This is a genomic window from Arthrobacter sp. 01T425 (assembly GCF_056398725.1).
Genome location: NZ_JBFTPY010000010.1, coordinates 193,725 through 212,472, shown reverse-complemented (window position 1 = coordinate 212,472; position 18,748 = coordinate 193,725). Strand labels below are relative to the sequence as shown.

General features: G+C 66.4%; 21 protein-coding genes. 6 read left to right on the top strand and 15 right to left on the bottom strand.

Annotation, left to right across the window (positions count from 1 at the left end):
- Nucleotides 1–40 precede the first annotated feature (40 nt).
- Entirely contained in the window at nt 41–421 is a 381-nt protein-coding gene (locus tag AC1DNG_RS12995; RefSeq protein WP_476887512.1) for a VOC family protein, read from the bottom strand.
- Between the two features lie 374 nt (nt 422–795).
- Here AC1DNG_RS12995 and AC1DNG_RS12990 point away from each other — a divergent pair, with 374 nt between their 5' ends.
- From AC1DNG_RS12990 to AC1DNG_RS12980, 3 genes are all read left to right on the top strand, one after another.
- Nucleotides 796–1,248 carry an SRPBCC family protein gene (locus AC1DNG_RS12990; protein WP_476887511.1) on the top strand — a complete coding sequence of 151 codons (453 nt, stop codon included), beginning with the start codon at nt 796–798 and terminating at the stop codon, nt 1,246–1,248.
- 209 nt (nt 1,249–1,457) lie between these two features.
- On the top strand, nt 1,458–2,537 hold the full coding sequence (locus tag AC1DNG_RS12985) for a glycerophosphodiester phosphodiesterase family protein (protein WP_476887510.1): 1,080 nt from the start codon (nt 1,458–1,460) through the stop codon (nt 2,535–2,537).
- 170 nt (nt 2,538–2,707) lie between these two features.
- A complete protein-coding gene (locus AC1DNG_RS12980) occupies nt 2,708–3,952 on the top strand; it encodes a flavin-containing monooxygenase (protein ID WP_476887509.1) in 1,245 nt (414 codons plus the stop codon).
- Nucleotides 3,953–4,092: 140 nt separating this feature from the next.
- On the opposite strand, the gene AC1DNG_RS12975 is transcribed toward AC1DNG_RS12980, so the two are convergent.
- The 4 genes from AC1DNG_RS12975 to AC1DNG_RS12960 all read right to left on the bottom strand — a co-directional run bounded on the left by AC1DNG_RS12975 (nt 4,093) and on the right by AC1DNG_RS12960 (nt 7,605).
- Complete coding sequence (locus AC1DNG_RS12975; RefSeq protein ID WP_476887508.1) at nt 4,093–4,512, bottom strand: ester cyclase; 420 nt, start codon at nt 4,510–4,512, stop codon at nt 4,093–4,095.
- A 363-nt stretch (nt 4,513–4,875) separates the two neighbouring features.
- On the bottom strand, nt 4,876–5,289 hold the full coding sequence (locus AC1DNG_RS12970) for an ester cyclase (protein WP_476887507.1): 414 nt from the start codon (nt 5,287–5,289) through the stop codon (nt 4,876–4,878).
- 92 nt (nt 5,290–5,381) lie between these two features.
- Nucleotides 5,382–6,743 carry an MFS transporter gene (locus AC1DNG_RS12965; protein WP_476887506.1) on the bottom strand — a complete coding sequence of 454 codons (1,362 nt, stop codon included), beginning with the start codon at nt 6,741–6,743 and terminating at the stop codon, nt 5,382–5,384.
- Between the two features lie 88 nt (nt 6,744–6,831).
- Nucleotides 6,832–7,605: an alpha/beta fold hydrolase gene (locus tag AC1DNG_RS12960; protein ID WP_476873628.1), complete on the bottom strand. Its 774-nt coding sequence runs from the start codon at nt 7,603–7,605 to the stop codon at nt 6,832–6,834.
- On the opposite strand from AC1DNG_RS12960, the gene AC1DNG_RS12955 reads away from it, so the two are divergent.
- Nucleotides 7,558–7,680: a hypothetical protein gene (locus tag AC1DNG_RS12955; RefSeq protein WP_476873630.1), complete on the top strand. Its 123-nt coding sequence runs from the start codon at nt 7,558–7,560 to the stop codon at nt 7,678–7,680. The two genes, AC1DNG_RS12960 and AC1DNG_RS12955, sit on opposite strands and share 48 nt — an antisense overlap.
- 40 nt (nt 7,681–7,720) lie before the next feature.
- Here the strand turns inward: AC1DNG_RS12955 and AC1DNG_RS12950 are convergent, their stop codons facing one another.
- From AC1DNG_RS12950 to AC1DNG_RS12930, 5 genes are all read right to left on the bottom strand, one after another.
- Nucleotides 7,721–8,323: a class I SAM-dependent methyltransferase gene (locus AC1DNG_RS12950; protein ID WP_476887505.1), complete on the bottom strand. Its 603-nt coding sequence runs from the start codon at nt 8,321–8,323 to the stop codon at nt 7,721–7,723.
- An 83-nt stretch (nt 8,324–8,406) separates the two neighbouring features.
- Nucleotides 8,407–9,174 carry an amino acid ABC transporter ATP-binding protein gene (locus tag AC1DNG_RS12945; protein ID WP_275959779.1) on the bottom strand — a complete coding sequence of 256 codons (768 nt, stop codon included), beginning with the start codon at nt 9,172–9,174 and terminating at the stop codon, nt 8,407–8,409.
- Entirely contained in the window at nt 9,171–10,196 is a 1,026-nt protein-coding gene (locus tag AC1DNG_RS12940; RefSeq protein WP_476887504.1) for an amino acid ABC transporter permease, read from the bottom strand. The genes AC1DNG_RS12945 and AC1DNG_RS12940 overlap by 4 nt, the downstream gene beginning before the upstream one ends.
- A gap of 6 nt (nt 10,197–10,202) precedes the next feature.
- A complete protein-coding gene (locus AC1DNG_RS12935; protein WP_028277463.1) occupies nt 10,203–11,105 on the bottom strand; it encodes an ABC transporter substrate-binding protein in 903 nt (300 codons plus the stop codon).
- A 78-nt stretch (nt 11,106–11,183) separates the two neighbouring features.
- Nucleotides 11,184–12,458 (bottom strand): alpha-hydroxy acid oxidase, encoded by a 1,275-nt coding sequence (locus tag AC1DNG_RS12930; RefSeq protein WP_476857463.1) that lies wholly within the window; start codon nt 12,456–12,458, stop codon nt 11,184–11,186.
- Between the two features lie 134 nt (nt 12,459–12,592).
- Between AC1DNG_RS12930 and AC1DNG_RS12925 the strand changes: the two genes are divergently transcribed.
- Complete coding sequence (locus tag AC1DNG_RS12925; protein ID WP_476887503.1) at nt 12,593–14,221, top strand: PucR family transcriptional regulator; 1,629 nt, start codon at nt 12,593–12,595, stop codon at nt 14,219–14,221.
- A gap of 37 nt (nt 14,222–14,258) precedes the next feature.
- On the opposite strand, the gene AC1DNG_RS12920 is transcribed toward AC1DNG_RS12925, so the two are convergent.
- The 3 genes from AC1DNG_RS12920 to AC1DNG_RS12910 all read right to left on the bottom strand — a co-directional run bounded on the left by AC1DNG_RS12920 (nt 14,259) and on the right by AC1DNG_RS12910 (nt 16,445).
- Nucleotides 14,259–15,635: a diacylglycerol/lipid kinase family protein gene (locus AC1DNG_RS12920; protein WP_230009345.1), complete on the bottom strand. Its 1,377-nt coding sequence runs from the start codon at nt 15,633–15,635 to the stop codon at nt 14,259–14,261.
- A gap of 69 nt (nt 15,636–15,704) precedes the next feature.
- The gene (locus AC1DNG_RS12915) at nt 15,705–16,040 is read right to left on the bottom strand and encodes a cupin domain-containing protein (RefSeq protein ID WP_026538519.1); all 336 of its coding nucleotides are present in this window, start codon (nt 16,038–16,040) and stop codon (nt 15,705–15,707) included.
- 87 nt (nt 16,041–16,127) lie between these two features.
- A complete protein-coding gene (locus AC1DNG_RS12910) occupies nt 16,128–16,445 on the bottom strand; it encodes an acylphosphatase (protein ID WP_043436330.1) in 318 nt (105 codons plus the stop codon).
- A gap of 230 nt (nt 16,446–16,675) precedes the next feature.
- On the opposite strand from AC1DNG_RS12910, the gene AC1DNG_RS12905 reads away from it, so the two are divergent.
- On the top strand, nt 16,676–16,951 hold the full coding sequence (locus AC1DNG_RS12905; protein WP_243182192.1) for a YegP family protein: 276 nt from the start codon (nt 16,676–16,678) through the stop codon (nt 16,949–16,951).
- 20 nt (nt 16,952–16,971) lie between these two features.
- Here the strand turns inward: AC1DNG_RS12905 and AC1DNG_RS12900 are convergent, their stop codons facing one another.
- The gene (locus AC1DNG_RS12900) at nt 16,972–17,910 is read right to left on the bottom strand and encodes a hypothetical protein (protein WP_476887502.1); all 939 of its coding nucleotides are present in this window, start codon (nt 17,908–17,910) and stop codon (nt 16,972–16,974) included.
- A 15-nt stretch (nt 17,911–17,925) separates the two neighbouring features.
- The gene (locus AC1DNG_RS12895; RefSeq protein ID WP_476871886.1) at nt 17,926–18,717 is read right to left on the bottom strand and encodes a hypothetical protein; all 792 of its coding nucleotides are present in this window, start codon (nt 18,715–18,717) and stop codon (nt 17,926–17,928) included.
- Between the last annotated feature and the right edge of the window lie 31 nt (nt 18,718–18,748).

Here is an 18,748-nt window from a genome sequence, read left to right as displayed (position 1 = left end):
CAGCGAAGCAATGCGTCCTTGATCGGGGCCAGACTCCGGCCTACGCGCGCTGCGAGATGTTGAAGATGTTGTCCTCGCTGTCCAGGAACCAGGCTGCCTTCCCCCATTCAGCGGTGGCGACGCCGTTCTCCGTCTTCAGGCCGGGAAAATCGTAGTCTTCAAAGACGACGCCGCGGCCCCGCAGTTCTTCCATCTCGCGTTCGAGATTGTCCGTTTCCCAGCCGATCTGGGTGTTCTTCGCGGTCCCGGCATTCTCTGTCTGGTAGACAAGGAAGCGGGTTCCCTGCCCGCAGCTGTACATGACGCTGCCCTCCTCCATGGATTCGGAGGGTTCGATTCCCAGCTTGTCCCGGTAGTACTCCTTCGCCCTGTTGATGTCCTTCGCGGGGAGGACAGCGATGATGTTTGAATCCTTGAACATGATGATTCCCTTCAGTGCGTTGATGACCGCAGCGATGGCGATGCTCCCCCCGGTTTCGGTCCCCGGAATACCTGTCCGGGGCCCGTGACCGCCCCTGCGCCGAGCCGGGGGCAGCCACCTGGGACTCTCCAACGCCGCGCCACCCATCACCGGTGTGAGGGGTCCCCGAAGTTATGTGGCCATTATGGACCGATTTGGTCTTGCGGAAACAGGGGTGACTGGCAGTGGGCTGAAGGGTCGCTCTCCGAACAGGGAGCTGCAAAGCGCCGGTCCAACAGGGCGTGACGGAAGGCAAGCTGCTGACGCTTGCGGCGTGACGGGCGGCGGCCGCCGGTCCCCTTCCGCCAGTGGCCGCACGATGCCAGAGTTGAAGGATGAACGCGGAAACTGGCGGCCTGGTCCTGAACCTGGAGTGCACGCTCGCCGCTCCCCCGGATGAAGTCTTCAGGATGCTGACGGAATCGGCCGAATTGGTGAAGTGGTGGGGTCCGCACGGCTTCATCATCCCTGCAGCCGAAGTCAACCTCGCCGAAGGCGGCCGCTACCGCTTCGCCATGACCCCACCGGACGGTGAACAGTTCCACCTCTCAGGCGAGTTCCTGGAGATCGATCCTCCTTGGCGCCTGGTGTACACCTTCCGCTGGGAGGAACCGGCGCCAGACGACCGGGAGACCGTCGTCGACCTTTCACTCGGGAGTACCGGCACAGGCACGCGCCTGGTGCTTTCGCAGGGACCGTTCCTGACGGACGAACGCCTCGAACTGCACCGCAACGGCTGGACCGAGTCGTTCGAGAAACTGCAGGCGGTCCTGGGTGGCGGCACCTAAAGTAGCCTGACCCGCTGGGGAGTTCCTGCAGGGTCATGATCCGTCCGGAACACGAACGGTTGTTCGCGTCTCCGGGCCCGTCACCCGGCTCGGTTTCCTCGTGTTCACCCCCGGTCCAGCTCCCCGCGCACAACAGTCCATCTCACCTCCCTACGGTGGTCGGGTCGCCGGCACGACGCCGGTAACGTCACCCGGGAGGAACCATCACCATGCGCACACCCCTGACAGCCGTGGCCACCGCCGCGCTCATCGCCTCGCTGGCGAGCCCCGCCGTCGCCGCTTCAAACCCCGAAGCCGGCTCGCCGTCGTCGAACGCCGCCACAACAAAGGCCGCAAAGGCAACAACGGCAATCAAGACCAACGAGAGCAACGGCTCCTTTGACTTGCAGGCGCACCGCGGCGGCCGCGGCGAGTGGACCGAGGAATCGCTGGCCGCGTTCGCCAACTCGCTGAAGCTCGGCGTGACCACGCTGGAGCTGGACACCCACCTGACCACCGACGGCAAGGTGATCGTCTGGCATGACGACACCATCCAGGCGGACAAGTGCCGCGACACCGCGCCGGCGACTCCCGGCGACGCGCAGTATCCCTACGTCGGTGACCGGGTCGCCGAACTGTCTCTCGCGCAGATCAAGACCCTGGACTGCGGGTTCACCCAGCTCAAGGGGTTCCCGGAGCAGGACGTGGTCGAGGGCAACCGGATCGCTGAGCTCAAGGACGTCTTCCAGCTGGTCCGCGACGCCGACGCCAAGAAGGTCCGCTTCAACATCGAAACCAAGGTGGAGGACGGGAAGTCCGGCGGCGAGGGCATGGTGGCCCTGACCAAGGCCGTGGTCACCGAGATCTACACCGCCGGCATGGCCGGGCGCAGCACCGTGCAGTCATTCGACTGGTCCTCGCTGAACCTGACCAAGAAGATCGCCCCGCAGCTGCCGCTCGTCGCCCTGTCCAGCGGCGACGCCTGGCTCGAGGTCGGCAAGCCCGGCGCCAGCCCCAACCTCGGCGGCATCGACATCGACACCTACGGCGGATCGCTCGCCAAAGCAGCGGCAGCCCAGGGCTACGACGTCATCTCCCCCGCCTTCAGCTCCGTCACCCCGGGCATGATCAAGGAAGCCCACGAGCTCGGCCTGCCGGTCATCCCCTGGACCGTCAACACCACGGCGGACATGACACGGCTGATGGACCTCGGCGTGGACGGCATCATCAGCGACTACCCCACCCGCCTGCGCACCGTTCTGGACGAGCGCGGCCTGAAGCTCCCCAAGGCCTACCCGGCTACGAACTAGCACCCCGATAAACGGGGCGGCCACAGAAGTGGCCGCCCCGCCGTCGTCAAAACCCCTACGCCTGGACCCAGACCCGGCGTAAGCTCCTCGCATGGAGGCCTCCGCGGGCCAGGATTTTCCCGGGATCGCGCTCCTCGCGCATGGTGCACTGATCGAGGTGGTGGGCGGAGATGGACGCCGAAGTGGACACGCTCGTTGTGGGCGGAGGCCAAGCGGGTCTGGCCATGAGCTACTGGCTCGACCTGGCCGGCGTCGCGCATCAGGTACTGGAACGGCGCGCCGCCCTGGGCGGTGCCTGGCAGGACCGGTGGGATGGGTTCTACCTGAACACCCCGAATTTCTCGCTGTCGCTGCCGGGCATGCCCTTCTCCGGTCCGGACCCGGACGCCTTTATGCCGCGCGATGCCGTGGTGGACTATTTCCGGCACTACGCGGAGACCATCGGCGCGCCGGTCCGCACCGGCACGGATGTCACGCGCATCGCCGCGGCGGACAGCGACTCCTTCGCCGTGGAAACAACCCAAGGCAGCTGGCGGGCGCGCAACGTGGTGCTGGCCACCGGCGGCTTCCAGAAAGCGAAAATCCCCGCGATGTCCGCACGGCTTCCGGGGCACATCGTGCAACTTCACACCGACGAGTACCGCAACCCGGGCCAACTGCCGGACGGCGCTGTGCTGATTGTGGGCACCGGCCAGTCGGGCGGCCAGATCGCCGAGGAGCTGCTGGCGGCCGGCCGCGAGGTCCATCTGGCGGTGTCCACCTGCCCGGAGGCCCCGCGCCGGTACCGCGGCAGGGACACCTTCTACTGGATGATGCAGCTCGGACTGCACGGCCCCGAGCACGGGCTGAACGGACTTTCCGTGGAACGGCTGCCCTCACCGGCGGCTCGGTTTGCCTGCAACCCGCTGTTATCCGGCGCCGACGGCGGCCATGACATCCACCTGCGGGATTTGGGCCGCCGCGGCATCCGGCTGCACGGCCACCTGGACGCAGCCGACGACGGCGACCTCGTCTTCAGCGATGACCTCGCCGCACGCCTCGCCACCATTGAGGCCGGCTTCAGCCAGCGCCTCCGACCGATGCTCGATACGTACATTGCCGCTGCCGGGATCGAAGCGCCGGAGGCTGAACTCCGGCCGGCCGACGGCTGGCTTCCCTCAGAGCCGGCGCGGCTGAACCTGGCAGCGGAGGGCGTGACGTCCGTCCTGTGGGCCACCGGATACCGGCTCGACTTCGGCATCCTCGACATCCCCGTACTGGACGAATGGAACTACCCCCGCCACAGCCGCGGCGTCACCGACTACCCGGGCCTCTACGCCGTGGGCCTGCCGTGGCTCACCGGGCACAGCTCGGCGGTCGTGGCCGGTGTGGGGCGCGATGCCAAGTACATTGCCGGGCACATCGCCGGGCGCTGACAGCCCCTCTGATCGAACCGCCGTCGACGTCGAACGGCTGTCCGCGTTTCCCTGTGGGGAACGTGGACAGCCTTTTTATTGCGTGCTGATATTGCGTGTTCCGGCCGCGATCGCGCCGGCCCTGTTGTTCGTCGCCTGGTTCAGGCAACGGCCACGGCACCAATCTGCTGCATGAGGCCCAGGTTGTCCGTCGTGCCCCAGTGCTCGGCCACTTTTCCGTCCTCGACACGGATGATGTCAGTGCAATCGAACTCGACGCTCTTGCCCGTTGCCGGGATGCCGGCCAGTTCCCCGCGATGCGTACCCGTGAGAATCACATGGCACGCCTCCAGGTTTCCAGCCATCACCTTGGGCTCGATCTCTTTGACCTTGATGTCCGGGAAAGCCGACCGCATCGTGTTCACGAAGAACTTGACGCCGTCCTTGCCCGGCGGTTGCCCGGGCAGGGCCTCTTCGTGGTCCACATAGCTGTCCGCGGCCAGCTCATCAACGAGGGCGAGGTTTCCGCTCTCAATGACGTCCCTGTAAAACCGCTCAATCAATCCAGCACCTTCAGACATTTCCGACTCCTTGTAGGCGCGAGACCGAATTTGGATCCCCCAGGCGTTATGCGCCTGCCGGACGCGCAGACGCCCGCCAGACTGCCGTTTCGGGCAGCGCCGGCATTGGAAAGTAGGGTGAAAGAGCAGTGCTAAACGGGCGAAACACCTCGTTTAGGCAGAAGATATTCCGAGGCTTCGAGGGTGTCAAGATGCCCTGACTGCCGCCGATCCCAGCCCCGCCCTCGCCGTCACCTAAGAGCAACGCGGGGTCACCTACGGCCCATCCCAGCTGCCGGGATGGGCCGTAGGTGACCCCGCGTTGCAATTGGAAGGCAGCCCTTTCGCTCGAAAGGGCCCCTTCCTGCACAAAATTGCTGCGCGTTACTTCGGTACGGCGCCGATCTGCTGCATGAGGGTCATGGTGTCCGTGGCCCCCCAGTGCTCGACGACTTTGCCGCCTTCAACGCGGATGATGTCGACGCCGCTGAATTCGACGCTCCGACCGGTGGGCGCGACGCCCATCAGTTCTCCCTGATGCGTCCCGGTCAGGACCACGTATTGCGCCTCGAGATCTCCATCTACCAGCGCCGGTTCGGTGGTCTTGGCCTTGAGATCCGGGAATGCCGCCCGCATCGTGTTGACGAAGTACCCGACGCCGTCCTTGGCGGGCGATTGTCCGGGTAGGGGGTCGTGATCGACGAAGTCATCACTGACCAGTTCATCAATGAGGGCGAGATTTCCGTCCCCAATCACCTCTGTGTAGAACCGTTTGATCAATCCAGTCCCGTCAGCCATTTCCAACTCCTTAAAGTGGATGAGACCGCAGCCCAAGTCTTCCACTCCGGCCATGGCACATCAACGGCTCGCGCTCACCCGCCTGCCGGACCTCAGGCCCGCCGCTCCCGCCACTGCAGCGACACGACAAGCACCACCGAGCCCAGCCCCAGCATCACGAACACCATCAGCCCCCAGTTCGCCTGCGTCACGCCGCTCCCATAGAAGATGCCGATCAGCACGGTGGCCGTGATGGCGCCGAGGTAGCGGCAGGTCTGGAAGATCCCGGCGGCCACCCCCCGCTCCTCCGGCCGGGTGGACACGTACATGCCCTGGCTCGAGGAAATGGCGACCACGCAGTACGGCACACCCAGCAGGGCGGTCAGCGCGAGCACCAGCGGGGCTGCGAGGGACACCGTCAGCAGCCACATCGCCGCAGACGCGACGAGGAGCAGCACGACGCCGGCGATCAGCACCCGCCGCACGCCGAACCGGTCGATCGCGCGGACCGCGAACGGCGTCCCGACCACGGAGATCGCGGCGAGCGGCAGCATCAGCAGGCCCACGACGCCGGGATTGTAGCCGCCCGCGGTCTGCAGCAGCTGCGGCAGCCCGAAGAACGCGAAGTAGTAGACGCCGTTGAACAGCGCAAAACCCAGGTAGACCAGCAGCAGCGGCCGGTTGCGGCCCAGCAGCCGCAGGTCAAGGAAGGGCGGGCTGAACCGCAGCTCCCGCCACGCGAACAGCGCCGCAAGGGCCAGCCCGCCGCCCAGCAGCCACCACCGGTAGTCGGGCAGCACATTCAGCATCGCCATCATCACCAGCACCAGGGCACCGATGAAGGCCCCAATCCCGGGCAGGTCAGAGTCGCGCACCAGTTCCGACACCCGGCCGCGTTCCCGGGCACCGTCGGCCGGGGCAAAGCGCCGGACCACAAGGATCGCCAGCAGCGAGAGCGGGACGTTGATCAGGAACAACGCCTGCCAGCCCACCAGGCTCACCAGCAGGCCTCCCACCACGGGCCCGACGGCGGCCGCCGACGTGTTCGCCATCTGGATCCGGCCCAGCGGCCGGGTGGACTTCACGTTCGCCTCCCGCGCCAGCGCGGCGACCATGACGACGGCGCTCGGGTACGCCGTCGCGGTGCCGAGGGCCATGAACGCCCGCGCTACGCAGAGCAGCGCGAAGTTGGGCGCAAAAGGCGCGAGCGCGCAGGTCACTGCCACCAGGGCCATGCCCAGCAGGAACAGACGCCGCGGGCCGAAGCGGTCCGCCAGCCGGCCCATCAGCGGCTGGCCGGCCGCGGAGGTGAGGTAGAACGCCGTGATCACCCAGGTGACCGTGGCGACGTCGAGCCCGAAGTCCTCGCGCAGCACCACCAGGGCGACAGCGATCATCGACGAATTCAACGGGTTCAGCGACGTGCCGAGGCTGAGGCCGGCGACGGCCAGGCCTGCACGGGGAGAGTTGCTCACGGCAACAGTCTGTCCTACGACGCCGGCCGAAATCGAACCGGACGACGCATGCCGCCGTCGTCGTCGATCTGGCGCCAGCCCTCCATGTCTAGCCGTTGTTCCCCGCGCTGACCGCCGAGGTGATGAATGACGTGACCATGCTGAGGACCGGGCCGGCGGGAACCAAGGTCTGCCCGTGGTTGCGGCCAGGCAGTGCCTGAAATTGGGCCCTGGGCATGAGCTGGGCCGCCCGTTCCGAGTCCGCATACCGAAGCGGGTCTTCCGTGCCGGCGAGCAGCAAGGTGGGGGTGTCCATTGTCCGAAGAACGGCCTCCGGGATTCCGGGCTCGTCCTCACTCCGCCGGAAGTAGGCGCGCAAGGCCGCGGGGTCGTTGGCCAGCAGCGCGGCGGCCGTCTGCGGATCAAGGTCACGGCCCGTGGCGATACTCCACTGGCGCAGAAATTCCGGCATGCCGCCCCGGTCCAGGGCCTGGTCATATCCAGGGAAGAAGATCGATTCGATTTGCCCGGCCGGGGAGCGGTACGTGCCGCCCGCAGCCGTAAATGTCTTGACACGCTCGGGGCTGCTGGCCAGCAGTGAGAATCCGACTCGCGAGCCGGCAGAATACCCCACGTAATGGGCTGCCTGCGCGCCGGCGGCGTCCAGGACTGCCACAACATCCCCGACGAGCAGGTCCATGCTGTAGGCATCTTCGTGCTGCGGCTTGTCGCTGCGGCCGTGTCCTCGCAGATCCAGAGTCACCACGTGAAAGCGCTCCTGCAAGGCCTTCGTGTAGCCCAGTCCCCGCCAAATGGCACGGGAGAGCCCTGAACCGTGCACCAGAACGATAGTGGGGCCGACGCCCTGCTCCTGAAAGGAAATTCGGACACCATCCACGGCGTTGAAGGCATCACCCATAACGTACTGCTCCTCTCGGAGACCTCTTCGGTCGATTAGGTCGGGCGGAAGTCCTGCCGGATAAGGGTCTTGCCCGGCGTCAGGGTTTCCGGGCGATGACGTCGAAAATGTGCCAGTGCTTGGGACCGCGGAAGGATTGGCCGTCGGCATCGTAGATCTCGAACGTAAGGATATCCAGTCCCTCGAACAAGCCCCTGGCCTCCGCTTCGGTGTGGAAGTTCCATTCGGGAATGGCGGCCCAGGAGTCCCGTTCGCCGAACAGATTCACGGCAATGACGCCGGAGGGGCGCAGCGCCCCCAGTAGCATCCGCCAAAGGCGGGCGAAGTTTTGGGGGTGGACGAAGGGCAGCGAATAGCTGGCCAGGATGAGCCCCGCCTCCGGGAGCGGCGGAAGGTCCTCGAACGGGCTTAGCTCGACGTCCAACTGTTCGGCGAGCGCCGCGGGCACAGTTGCGAGCAGCTTGTCCCGGGTGTCCGGCTGTGAATCGACGGCGAGGACCCGCCAGCCGCCGTCGAGCATCGCCAGTGTTTCCTTGCCCGCGCCGCAGCCCAGATCTATGGCGCGGCGGCCGTTCCCCGGGCCGGCGAAGGCCATGGCGTCGAGGCACAGCGTGCGCACCCCACGGGTTGCCTGGGCGGCGTTGTAGTCCGCCCAGATCTTGCTGTCCGCGGGGCTGTCCACGGATTCAGTGTTGCACTGGCGCGGCGGCGAAGCCACCGCGCCAGTGAGGCCAGGGCTCACCGCCGCGCCGTCAACCTTCGACGTCACAGCACCTTGGAGAGGAACGCCTTGGTCCGGTCGTGCTGGGGATCGCTCAGGATCTGGCGGGGAGCCCCGGCCTCCACCACCACGCCGTCGTCCATGAAGACCAGGGTGTCGGCCACCTCGCGGGCGAACCCCATCTCATGGGTCACCACAATCATGGTCATGCCGCTCTTGGCCAGTCCTTTCATGACATCGAGGACCTCGCCCACCAGCTCCGGGTCCAAGGCACTGGTCGGTTCGTCGAAGAGCATCAGCTTGGGGTCCATGGCCAAGGCACGGGCAATGGCCACCCGTTGCTGCTGGCCGCCAGAGAGGTGCGCCGGATAGGCATCGCCCTTGTCCCCCAGCCCCACACGCTCCAGCAATTCCATGGCCCTTGCCGTGGCAGCGGCCTTGGAAATCTTCTTCACCCGCATGGGAGCAAGAATGATGTTCTCCACCGCGGTCAGGTGCGGGAACAGGTTGAACCGCTGGAACACCATTCCGATTTCCTGGCGCTGGAAAGCAGCTTCCTTGAGCTTGAGTTCGTAGAGCTTCTCGCCTTTTTGGCGGTAGCCGACCAGCTGTCCGTCGACCGAAAGCCGGCCGCCGTCAACCACTTCCAAGTGGTTGATACACCGCAGGAAGGTCGACTTACCGGAACCGCTAGGCCCCACGATGCAGAGAACTTCCCCGGGGTCGACCTCCAGGCTGATCCCACGCAGGACCCTGTTGGATCCGAAATTCTTGGAAACCTTCTCCGCAAGAACCATTGGCACGCCCGTCATCCCTTACCTCCAAAGTCTGTACCGAGCGGTGCACCCGGCGCGCCGGGTCCGGCCACCTGCGCGGGTACGGGCGCGGTGGGCGCCTTGTCTGTCTTGGCCCGCCCGGTTCCGCGGGAGAACCGCTTTTCGATGAAGTGCTGGCCGACCATCAGGACCGAGGTGAAGAGGAGGTACCAGAGCGAAGCCACAATCAGCAGCGGGACCGGGGTGAACGTCACGGCCGAAATGCCGCGGGACACCCCGTACAGGTCAATGCTCAATGGGATCGCGGCCACCAGGGAGGTGGTCTTGAGCATTGAAATCACTTCGTTGCCGGTAGGCGGAATGATGATTTTCATGGCCTGCGGAACCACGACATACCGCATGGTCTGCCCCCAGGACATGGCCAGCGCCGTGGAGGCCTCCGCCTGGCCCTCGTCCACGGACAACAGGCCGGCACGCACGATTTCAGACATGTAGGCGGCCTCGTTCAAGGCCAGCCCGATCACGGCGGTAATGAACAGGTTCGTGAAGATCTCGTTCGGGACGGTGACCCACGGCGTCGTGAACGGAATCCCCAGCGTGAACACCGGGTAGATCAGGGCCACGATGCCCCAGAACACCAACTGCACGTAGACAGGGGTTCCGCGGAAGATCCAGATGTACAGCCAGGCAATGCTCTTGAGCACCGGGTTTGGTGAGAGCCGCATGATGGCCAGCAGCAGGCCGATGACGATCGCGCCGATCATCGAGTAGATGGTCAGCCACAACGTCACCCACGCGGCCTGGCTGATCCGGCGGTCAAAAATGTACTTGCCCACATCCGGCCAGCCATAGTCCGAGCGCTGGGCGGCGTCCAGGACAAATACCGCCAACCCCAGCAGCAGAACCACGGCAATCACGATCCGCCACGGGTGCCGCAGCGGGATCGCGACGATCGCCTCCGCCGGCGCGGTGTCCGTGTCCGGTCCGCTCCGGGTCCGGGCCCGCAGCTTCCTGTCAGGCTCCGACTCAATCATCCTGTCGGATTCCGGCTCGCTCATTTGCTATCACCCTTTGGCTGCCACGTTGAGAGTTGCTGTCTTGACGCCACCGGACTCGACGCCCCACTTGGACAGGATCTTGTTGTACGTACCGTCGTCGATCAGTGCCTGCAACGCCTTCTGCAGGACCGGGGTAAATTCGCTACCCTTGGCCACGGGCATCCCGTACGGCGCCACCTCAAAGGCGTCGCCGGCGGTCTGCAGCTTGTCCTTGGTCTTGGAGATCGCATACAGAGTCACGGGCGAATCGGCGCTCATAGCATCGACCTGCCCCACCACGAGGGCGTTGGTTGCCTGGTCCTGCGCGTCGTACTTGAAAATGGTGATCGCCGGCTTGCCTGCATCCGTGCAGGCCTTCGACTTGGCCGGCACCTCATGCGTGTCCTCATAGGTGGTGGCCTGGACGGCGACTTTAAGCCCGCAGGCGTTGTTCGGGTCCACATTCTTGCCCTTGGGCGACGCCCACTGGATGCCGGCTGAGTAGTAGTTCACGAAATCCACCTGCTTTTCGCGTTCCAGCGTGTCGGAGAACGACGACATTCCCATGTCATCCTTCCCTGCCTTCACCGCCGGCAGAATGTTATCGAAGGTGCCGATGTCGAAGTTGACCTTCAACCCCATAACCTTGCCCAAGGCGTTGGTGAGGTCCACGGACCAGCCTGCCGGTTCGCCGTTATCGTCCTTGAACTCGTTGGGCGGGTAGTTGTTGGCCATGCCGACGTTGAGCACGCCGGAGCTCTTCATTTTTTCCGGGAGCGAGGCGGCAATGGAGTCATTCTTTTGCACGTCGATGGCGTCAGCGGTACCGGATGCCGAGCCGGTGGCGGCGGGTTCGCTGTTGTTGACACAGCCCGAGAGCGAGAGCGCCGTGGCTATGGTGAGAACGGGAAGAAGGTATCGGGTGCGCATGGCTTCCTTAGCTGTTCAGGGATTCTCTAGGCTCCCGCAACGCTGCGGGAGGGCACTGCATGACTGCTTATTCAAAACTCAAGAATTTGTGTTTTCCGACGCTCTTGTCTCAAGAAGTTCTCCGGAATGACGAATATCCCGAAGAATTTCCCCGCCCCGGGCCTTCAACTCGGAAATACTGGAGACGCCCACTAACGTCATCGTACGCCGCAGTTCATCCCCGAAGATGTCGATGATGCGTCCGACGCCCGGTGAGCCGGCCGCTACCAATCCGTACAGGTAGGCCCGGCCGATCGAACAGGCATCGGCCCCCAGCGCCAGCGCCTTGAGGATGTCGCTCCCCCGGCGGATGCCGGAGTCCACGTAGATCTCGATCGAATCGCCCACCCGTTGCCGCGATTCCTGGAGGACGTCCATGGGGCTCAGCATGTGATCGAGCTGGCGGCCGCCATGATTACTCAACTGGACGGCGTCCAGGCCAATCCGGGAGGCCTTCGCGACGTCGGCCGGGTTGACGCAGCCCTTGAGTACGATTTTGCCGTGCCAGGCCTGCCGCAGGGCCTCAAGTTCCTTCCAGCCGCTGCTGGCATCCGAGTGGCCCAGGATGTGCTGCCACATGGTCGGGGTCACCACGGAGGAGGCGGCGGGGCTCTGCGGATCCAGGTTCGGGAAGCTGATGCCGTCCGACTTCAAAAAGTTGATCCACCAGGAAGGGCGCCGGGCGATGTCCGCGATGGTTGACAGCGTGAGCGCGGGAGGGGCGGTGAATCCGTTGTGGAGGTCCCGTTCCCTGGAACCCAGTGCCCGCGTGTCGACGCCGACAATCAGGGTGTTGAATCCGGCTGCCTTGCAGCGGGCCAGTTTGTTCTTCATCGCCTGGGCGTCGGAGGTGAGGCCAAAGTTGAACCAGCGGTCAAGGGACGGGTGGTGCTCTGCGATGGTTTCCATGGGCACGGTGCTCAGCCCGGCCAGCCCATAGGGGATGCGGGCCCGGTCCGCGGCGGCCGCGACGGCAAGTTCGCCCTCGGGATGGAACAGCCGGGTCGCCCCGGTGGGGGTCAAGGTCAGCGGCAGCGCGCTTTCTTCTCCGAGCAGGGTCGTCGTCGTGTCGGGTCCGGACACCGGGCCCCAGCTGGGCATGAGGGCCCAGGCGTCGAAGACGGCCCGGTTGCGGCGGAGCGTCACTTCGTCTTCGGATCCGCCGTCGAGATAGTCGAAAATCCCGGCAGGCAGGACCTTGCGTGCCGCTTTCCGGAATTCCTCGACGTTGTAGGCGCCCGCCAGCACGCGCCGTTGGCGGGACAGGACGGGGGCCTTCACCTGGACGAGTTGCCTGGCTTCGCTGATTTTCAATGACGGCCTTCCGTTGAACTGTGCTGCGTTATGGTTCAGCGTAGGAAATGAAGCTCCGCATCACCATGGAGTTATCGACAAATTGAAGGGCCAATCATTAGTAGCGAATACCAAACAGCTTCTTGGGTGTCCCGGTGACGGCATCGGAGGTGAAGACGCACGCGCTGCCTACCCTGGCCGACGTCGCCCGCTCGGCGGGCTCGGAAATTCTCAGCCTCGTGGAAATGCCATCAGATGACCGGCAGATTGTCGCCGGCTCGGTTCTCTACGACTCGACGGCGCGGCCCGCCAAGTTCCCGGGTGCCGTTGCCCTGGCCATTGGTTTGTCACTTTCCGGGAAGCGTCTGGGCGCGAAAGTGCGGGAACTCAGCGACGCCGGGTACGTGGCGATCGTCTACAAATCCAACGGCACCTCGGACGAAGTCCTGCGGGCAGCCGCCCGGGACAACGGGATGGCGCTGTTCCGGGCCTCCGACTCGGTGCCCTGGAACCAGCTCGCGGAGATCATGGACGCGGCAGTGGTCCCGCACCGGCAATCGGGCCGGACCCTCGTGGACATCCGGCCCGGAGACCTGTTCGACCTCGCCAACACGGTGGCGGCCCAGGCCGGCGGTGCCATCGCGATCGCCGATCCCGAGCAGACGATCCTGGCGTATTCCACCCTCCCGGACCAGCCCATTGACGAGACGCGCCGGAGCTCCATCCTGAGCCTGCAGGTGCCGCATTCGTTGGAAACGGACAACGATTACCGCCGTGTCCATGCCGCCACCGATGCGCTGGATGTGGCCACGCAGGATCCCTCGCTCCGGCGCACGGCCATAGCGATCCGGGCCGGCGACTCCGTTCTGGGCTCGCTCTGGCTCCTTGAACTGGCGGACCACCACAACGAGGACGCCAACCGGATCCTGCGCGAAGCCGCCAACGTGGCCGCGCTCCACATCCTGCACAAACGGACCACCTACGTCTCGAACCTGACCCGCCAGATCGATCTCGTCCAGCCGCTGCTGTTCGATCCGAAACGCGCCGAACTGGCCGCCATCAGGCTCGGGATCTCGGCGCCGTCGATCCGGGTTGCGGCCCTGGGCGTCTGGCCGTCCGAGGCCATCGCGGCCGAAACGCTGCAGTCCCGCCTCCGGCTCTTCGACACCATCCGGACCGCCTGCGCCATCCGGCTGCCCTCGGCCGTCTGCGGGCTCTCGGACAACATCGTGTACATCGTCCTGCCGCAAACCACCGAAACCTCACGCCACTTCCAGCGCACCGCGCTTCTGAAAATTGTGCAGAATGCGCGGCGGCTGCTCGCACGCCCGGTCCTGGCCGCGCTCGGCGCCGCGGCGACGATCGACCGGCTGGAGGACTCCAGGGTCAACGCGGAACTGGTCTTGTCCGAACTTGTGCGCAACGTCGCGGAGGGGCGCATCGCCGCGGATTCGGATGACATCGTGGCCGACGACGACTCCCTCGGCTCGCGTCTGCTGCTGCGCCAGTTCGTCTCGGCGCTGACGGCCGCCGGCCAACTGCCCGGGGCGCACGCGCTGAGCATCGCGGCGTACGACGAACAGCACAGGAAGTCCTTCGAGGAGACCATCTACGCCTACCTCAGCTGCGGCGGAAACGCGATCGACGCCGCCAAGTCGCTGGATGTGCACGTCAACACGGTCCGGTACCGGTTGTCCCGGGTGGAGCCGCTCTTCGGCATAGACCTCGACGACGCCGAAACGCGCCTGCTCGTGTGGCTGCAGTTGTGGGCACGGCACAACTAGTCGCCGTCGTACACCGTTCAGGCCAGATCTGCCGAGGCTACGATCCCCCGCCGGCGTGCGGAGGAACGGCGGACGACGGCGCAGACGGCGCAGACACGTGCCGGCCCCATGCCAGCTCGCGGAGCCGGACCAGATCCAGCGCCGGTTGGGCCGGCGGGACGCCCGGACGGTTCCGCGGAACCAGTACCCGCAGTGCGCGGGGTTCGATGGTGCACCGTACCGGTGTGCTCATCAGCAGAGCCTCGCCGTCCACTCCGACGGGGATATCGGGCACGTCGGCGTCGACCACCACCTCCGCCGCGGTGCGTTGGATCAGGCCGCGCTTCGTGGCACGGCGCAGCAGGCCGACCGCTTCCCGGGTGTTGGCGGCGGAAATCGCCACCGCGCCGAGCACGCCGCGGTCCAGCCGGGTTCGGCGGCCCAGGCCGGCGAGGTCATTGCTGCCGTACGGACCGTTGCTCACCAGCACCGCCTGCGGGCCGTCCACCGTCTCCCCGTCAGCCTGCGCCCGCAGCCGCGCACCCTTATCGCCCCTGATCAGGTCCGGAAGCATCTCCAGCACGGTACCGGCCTTGTCGTCGCGGTACGCAGGGCTCTGCACCACCTCGGCGTACACCCCGAAGGATGCGTTGTTGACGAAGGTGCGGCCGTTGATCTTGCCGAGGTCGACGTGAAGCTCCACCCCGTCCCGGAGGGCATCGAGGCAGCCTGTCGGGTCCTCGCGGTCCAGCCCGAGATCCAGGGCGAAATGGTTGCGCGTGCCGGCGCTGATCACCAGGAACGGAAGGTTGTGCTCGGCCGCAATGCCGGCCACCAGCGCCTGGGTTCCGTCCCCACCGGCGACGCCGAGCAGATCGGCCCCGCGCTCCACGGCCTGCCGGGCCAACGCGTCGACGTCAACCGGTCCCGGTCCCTCAAGAAGCGCCACCTCGGCGCCGAGTTCTTCCGCCTTCCGCTGGAGGTCGAACTTCACCACCTTGCCCCCGCCGGAACGCGGATTCATCACCAGGAAAGCATGCTGCCAGGCAGGGGCGGGGTGCTCGGGCATGGCTTTGCCCTCACTCCTTTCCCGGAGCGCGGCGCGGGCACAGACCAGGGCAACGAATGCCAGCGCAGCGGCAATCGCCACCTCCCGGAGCAGGCTCCCCTGGATGTAGAGGGCCACGACCACAAGGGGTGCGAGTACCGCCAGCGCCAGCGCAAACCAGCGCAGAAGACCGCGGCTGATGAGGAACCAGTAGATCGCTGCCACGGCCACCAACACGGCGCCCAGGCCGGTCGTGACCAGCGCAATAGTGCCTGCCAAACCCGCCGCCACCAACGGGACAGCCACCGCGAGGACAACTGCGGCGAAGGCCCCCCTGGCCCACCACCGCCGGGTCTTTGGGACCTCGTCGAAAGGGATGACAGTCATGTCCTGCTCCTTGCGGTAATCCGGCCCCTGGAGTGGCTTCGACCGGTCTCGCCGCCTGCGGCTGGGCCGTCAGGTCTTGATTTTCGCCACGGTCATGAGGATCGCCGAATCTTCCTCGGCTTCCAGGCTGTGCAGCCCCTCGGGCACGATCAGCAGATCGCCGGTCTTGCCCTGCCACGATTCGTTGCCGGCCCGCAGGCGCACGCAGCCGCGGAGCACAAACACGGTCGCCTCGCCGGGGTTCTGGTGCTCGCTCAGCTGCGTCCCCGCCCTGAACGCCATGACGGTCTGGCGCAGGACTTTCTCATGCCCGCCAAACGCAGTGTCCGCAGCCCGTCCGCTGGGCGCCGCAACCGCGGCAGCCAGCTGCTGCCGGGCAAGGGCATCGAGCGATATCTTCTGCATGGGGCCACCCTACTCAGAAACCGGACCCCTGCCGAGGGTCCTTCGCCCCGGACCGGCCACGATGCCGGCCGCCGGAAAGCTGCAGCCCTAGTAGGCCACGTCGAATCCGCCGAACTCCCCCGTCGCGGCCGAGACGGATTCTTCGACGTCCTCCACCCGGCCGGGCGCCTCCGGCGAGCGCAGCCAGCGCCGCAGTTCCAGCACCACGGACTGCGGCCCCTCGGCCACGATGCCCACGGAGCCGTCGGTGTTGTTCCGGACCGTGCCGCTGAGCCCCAGTTCCTCGGCCTTCCGGACCGTCCAGTAGCGGAAGCCGACCGCCTGGACCACACCGGACACCCGCGCGTTCAGCCGCACCGGCTCGCCGGAATCCGCCGGAAACTGCACAGGATGTTTGCCCGCCATGTTCCCAATGTAGCGCCCATCCGGGCGCCCGGTTTCGGCACACAGGACTTGGTACTGCCGGCCCAGTCTCATCCGCCAGACACCAAGGGACCTTTGCCTCTTTCCCGGGGGCGCCGTCCACGAAAGGGTGGCTACCGGCACTGCAGCGATTTGTCGAAGACCCGGCAACAGCACAAAGAAGTGCTCTTACCCTCCACCGGCGGTCACCACCGCTAGACAAGGACAAGACAATGGCTGGACAGTTCGAAATCTTCACCGACGCGGAATCCAATGTACGGTTCCGGCTCCTTGCCGCCGACGGGACCGTGTTGGCGATTTCCACAGCATTCGACGACAAGCGCCAGGCGGCGGACGGCATCATGGCCGTGCGCGAGTGCGCCGGCACCGGGCTGATCCGGGAGGTCAGCAGCAACCCGTGGACCGGGCAGCGCGGCGGCAGGAACGCCTCGCCGACACCTGCGGTCCGGGAACACCGTCACCGCCACCGGCACCTGCCTGCTGTCTAACCCAGCGTCGTCTAACGCAGCTACTTCGCCGGTTCCGTCGCGGCGCCAGTCCCCGTGCCCGTGGCCGCGCCGTTGCCCGCCGGACGCAGCGACGTGATCATCTTCCGGACGTCCTGGTACTCCGCCGTGCTGGCGTAGAGCTTCGCCTTCTCCAGGTACGGCAGCCCGGGGTCCCCCGGCGTCGTGTTTTTCCCGGGGTCATACGCCTGCCCGAACAGCGCGCCGCTGGGCGGCCAGAGGAAGAGCTGAAACATCGGACACGACGTGGGCCCGGTCTCCTCCGGCATCATGGTGATGCCGTACGACGCGTAGGTGGGCGGCGAAGCCTCCGCCGCCCCGAAGTCGCCCCGGGCCTCAAAGACGTAGCGCGGCGGGCTCTGGTCCGCCGCACCGGGTTCGGCGAGCGCCTGCATCGGCTGAGAGTCGATGAGCAAGTAGGGCTGTTGATCGCCGCATTCGGCGCCCGTGACGATGTTCGTGCGCAGCGCGGCCATCTGCTTCCCGGCGGCGTTCACGACGTCCACGAACTCACCGCCCAGCGGCGCCTCCCCCGCAGGGTCCCGGATCTCCCACGCGGCGGGGTAGTCGAAACTCAGCGTCCCGTCCGACGTCGTGAACGTCTTCCAGCCGGACGACGACGGCGGGAGGGCCGACGTCGTCGGGGTTGCCGCCGCGGTGCTCCCCGGAGCCGTTCCCGATGCTGTGTCCGTGGCTGACTCCGACGGCGTGGTTCCCTGTGTCCCCTGCGAAGAGTCTCCCGACTGGGTGTTTCCCGGCTGGTCATTTCCCGGTTGGGTGCCTCCGGCAGGCGGACCTGCGGACGTTGCCTCCGGCGCAGCGCCGGATGTCGCAGGGGGCGCCGCCGGTGAGCCGCAGCCGGCCAGCAGCAGGGCCGCGAGCACCAGCGCCGAAACAAACGGAGCCGGAACCGCAGCCGCTGTGAGCCGTCGCCTCGCCATGAGCCCGGGCCGGCCCTACTGCCCCGCCGGGCGCAGCGAGGTGATCATCTTCCTGATGTCCTGGTATTCGGAGGTCTCCAGATAGGCCTCCGGGGTGTCGACAAAGGGCTCGTTGCCCGGGGTGGTGTCGAAGGGGTTATAGACGCCCCCGAACGACGCTCCGCTGGGCGGCCAGGTGAAGAACTGGAAAATCGGGCAGGCATCGGGGCCGGACGGCTTGGGCGCGGAGCTGATGCCGTAGGCCATGACGTTGGCCTTCGTGGGGTCCTTCTCGGCCGGATACAGCCGCAACTCAAAGATGAAGTGCGGCGTGACGCCCTGCTGGGCCAGGGCCGGAACCTGCACCAGATCGAGCACCTGGTAGGGGATCCGCTGCGTGCATTCCGCGCCCGGGGCGACGTTGGTCTTCAAGGTGGCCAGCGACTTGCCGCCCGCGTTCAGGACCTCCAGGAACACGCCGCCGGGTGCCGCCTCGGCGCCGCGGTCCTTGACGGTCCACTCGGCGGGGTGATCGAACTCGAGCTTCCCGTCCGGGGTCTTGAGGCTCTGCCAATCCGCCGCCGTCGGCGCCGGAGTGCCCGGCGCCGACGGCGGCTCGGTCGGCGGGACATCGACGGCGCCGCTACTGGCCGGCGCGGACGTCAGTGGGGGCACGGTGGGCATCGACGGCGACGTCGGCCCCGGGCCCGCGGGCGCACCGCAGGCGCCCAGCAGCGCCGCAACCAAGAAGCCGGCCGACGCTGCCGTGCCGAACGCCGCGAGTCGACGCATGTCACCCTCCCCCTGGGATTCAAGTGGTTCGACCATTCTGGAGCGTCCGTCGGCAAAATCAAGAGGC

Excerpts from the sequence above, each read along its gene's own strand:
- AC1DNG_RS12910 (WP_043436330.1), bottom strand. The coding sequence starts at position 16,445 with ATGGCGGGCAAACATCCTGTGCAGTTTCCGGCGGATTCCGGCGAGCCG.
- AC1DNG_RS12970 (WP_476887507.1), bottom strand. The coding sequence starts at position 5,289 with ATGGCTGACGGGACTGGATTGATCAAACGGTTCTACACAGAGGTGATT.
- AC1DNG_RS12935 (WP_028277463.1), bottom strand. The coding sequence starts at position 11,105 with ATGCGCACCCGATACCTTCTTCCCGTTCTCACCATAGCCACGGCGCTC.
- AC1DNG_RS12905 (WP_243182192.1), top strand. The coding sequence starts at position 16,676 with ATGGCTGGACAGTTCGAAATCTTCACCGACGCGGAATCCAATGTACGG.
- AC1DNG_RS12915 (WP_026538519.1), bottom strand. The coding sequence starts at position 16,040 with ATGCAGAAGATATCGCTCGATGCCCTTGCCCGGCAGCAGCTGGCTGCC.
- AC1DNG_RS12920 (WP_230009345.1), bottom strand. The coding sequence starts at position 15,635 with ATGACTGTCATCCCTTTCGACGAGGTCCCAAAGACCCGGCGGTGGTGG.
- AC1DNG_RS12940 (WP_476887504.1), bottom strand. The coding sequence starts at position 10,196 with ATGAGCGAGCCGGAATCCGACAGGATGATTGAGTCGGAGCCTGACAGG.
- AC1DNG_RS12945 (WP_275959779.1), bottom strand. The coding sequence starts at position 9,174 with ATGACGGGCGTGCCAATGGTTCTTGCGGAGAAGGTTTCCAAGAATTTC.
- AC1DNG_RS12980 (WP_476887509.1), top strand. The coding sequence starts at position 2,708 with ATGGACGCCGAAGTGGACACGCTCGTTGTGGGCGGAGGCCAAGCGGGT.
- AC1DNG_RS12975 (WP_476887508.1), bottom strand. The coding sequence starts at position 4,512 with ATGTCTGAAGGTGCTGGATTGATTGAGCGGTTTTACAGGGACGTCATT.
- AC1DNG_RS12985 (WP_476887510.1), top strand. The coding sequence starts at position 1,458 with ATGCGCACACCCCTGACAGCCGTGGCCACCGCCGCGCTCATCGCCTCG.
- AC1DNG_RS12995 (WP_476887512.1), bottom strand. The coding sequence starts at position 421 with ATGTTCAAGGATTCAAACATCATCGCTGTCCTCCCCGCGAAGGACATC.
- AC1DNG_RS12900 (WP_476887502.1), bottom strand. The coding sequence starts at position 17,910 with ATGGCGAGGCGACGGCTCACAGCGGCTGCGGTTCCGGCTCCGTTTGTT.
- AC1DNG_RS12895 (WP_476871886.1), bottom strand. The coding sequence starts at position 18,717 with ATGGTCGAACCACTTGAATCCCAGGGGGAGGGTGACATGCGTCGACTC.
- AC1DNG_RS12990 (WP_476887511.1), top strand. The coding sequence starts at position 796 with ATGAACGCGGAAACTGGCGGCCTGGTCCTGAACCTGGAGTGCACGCTC.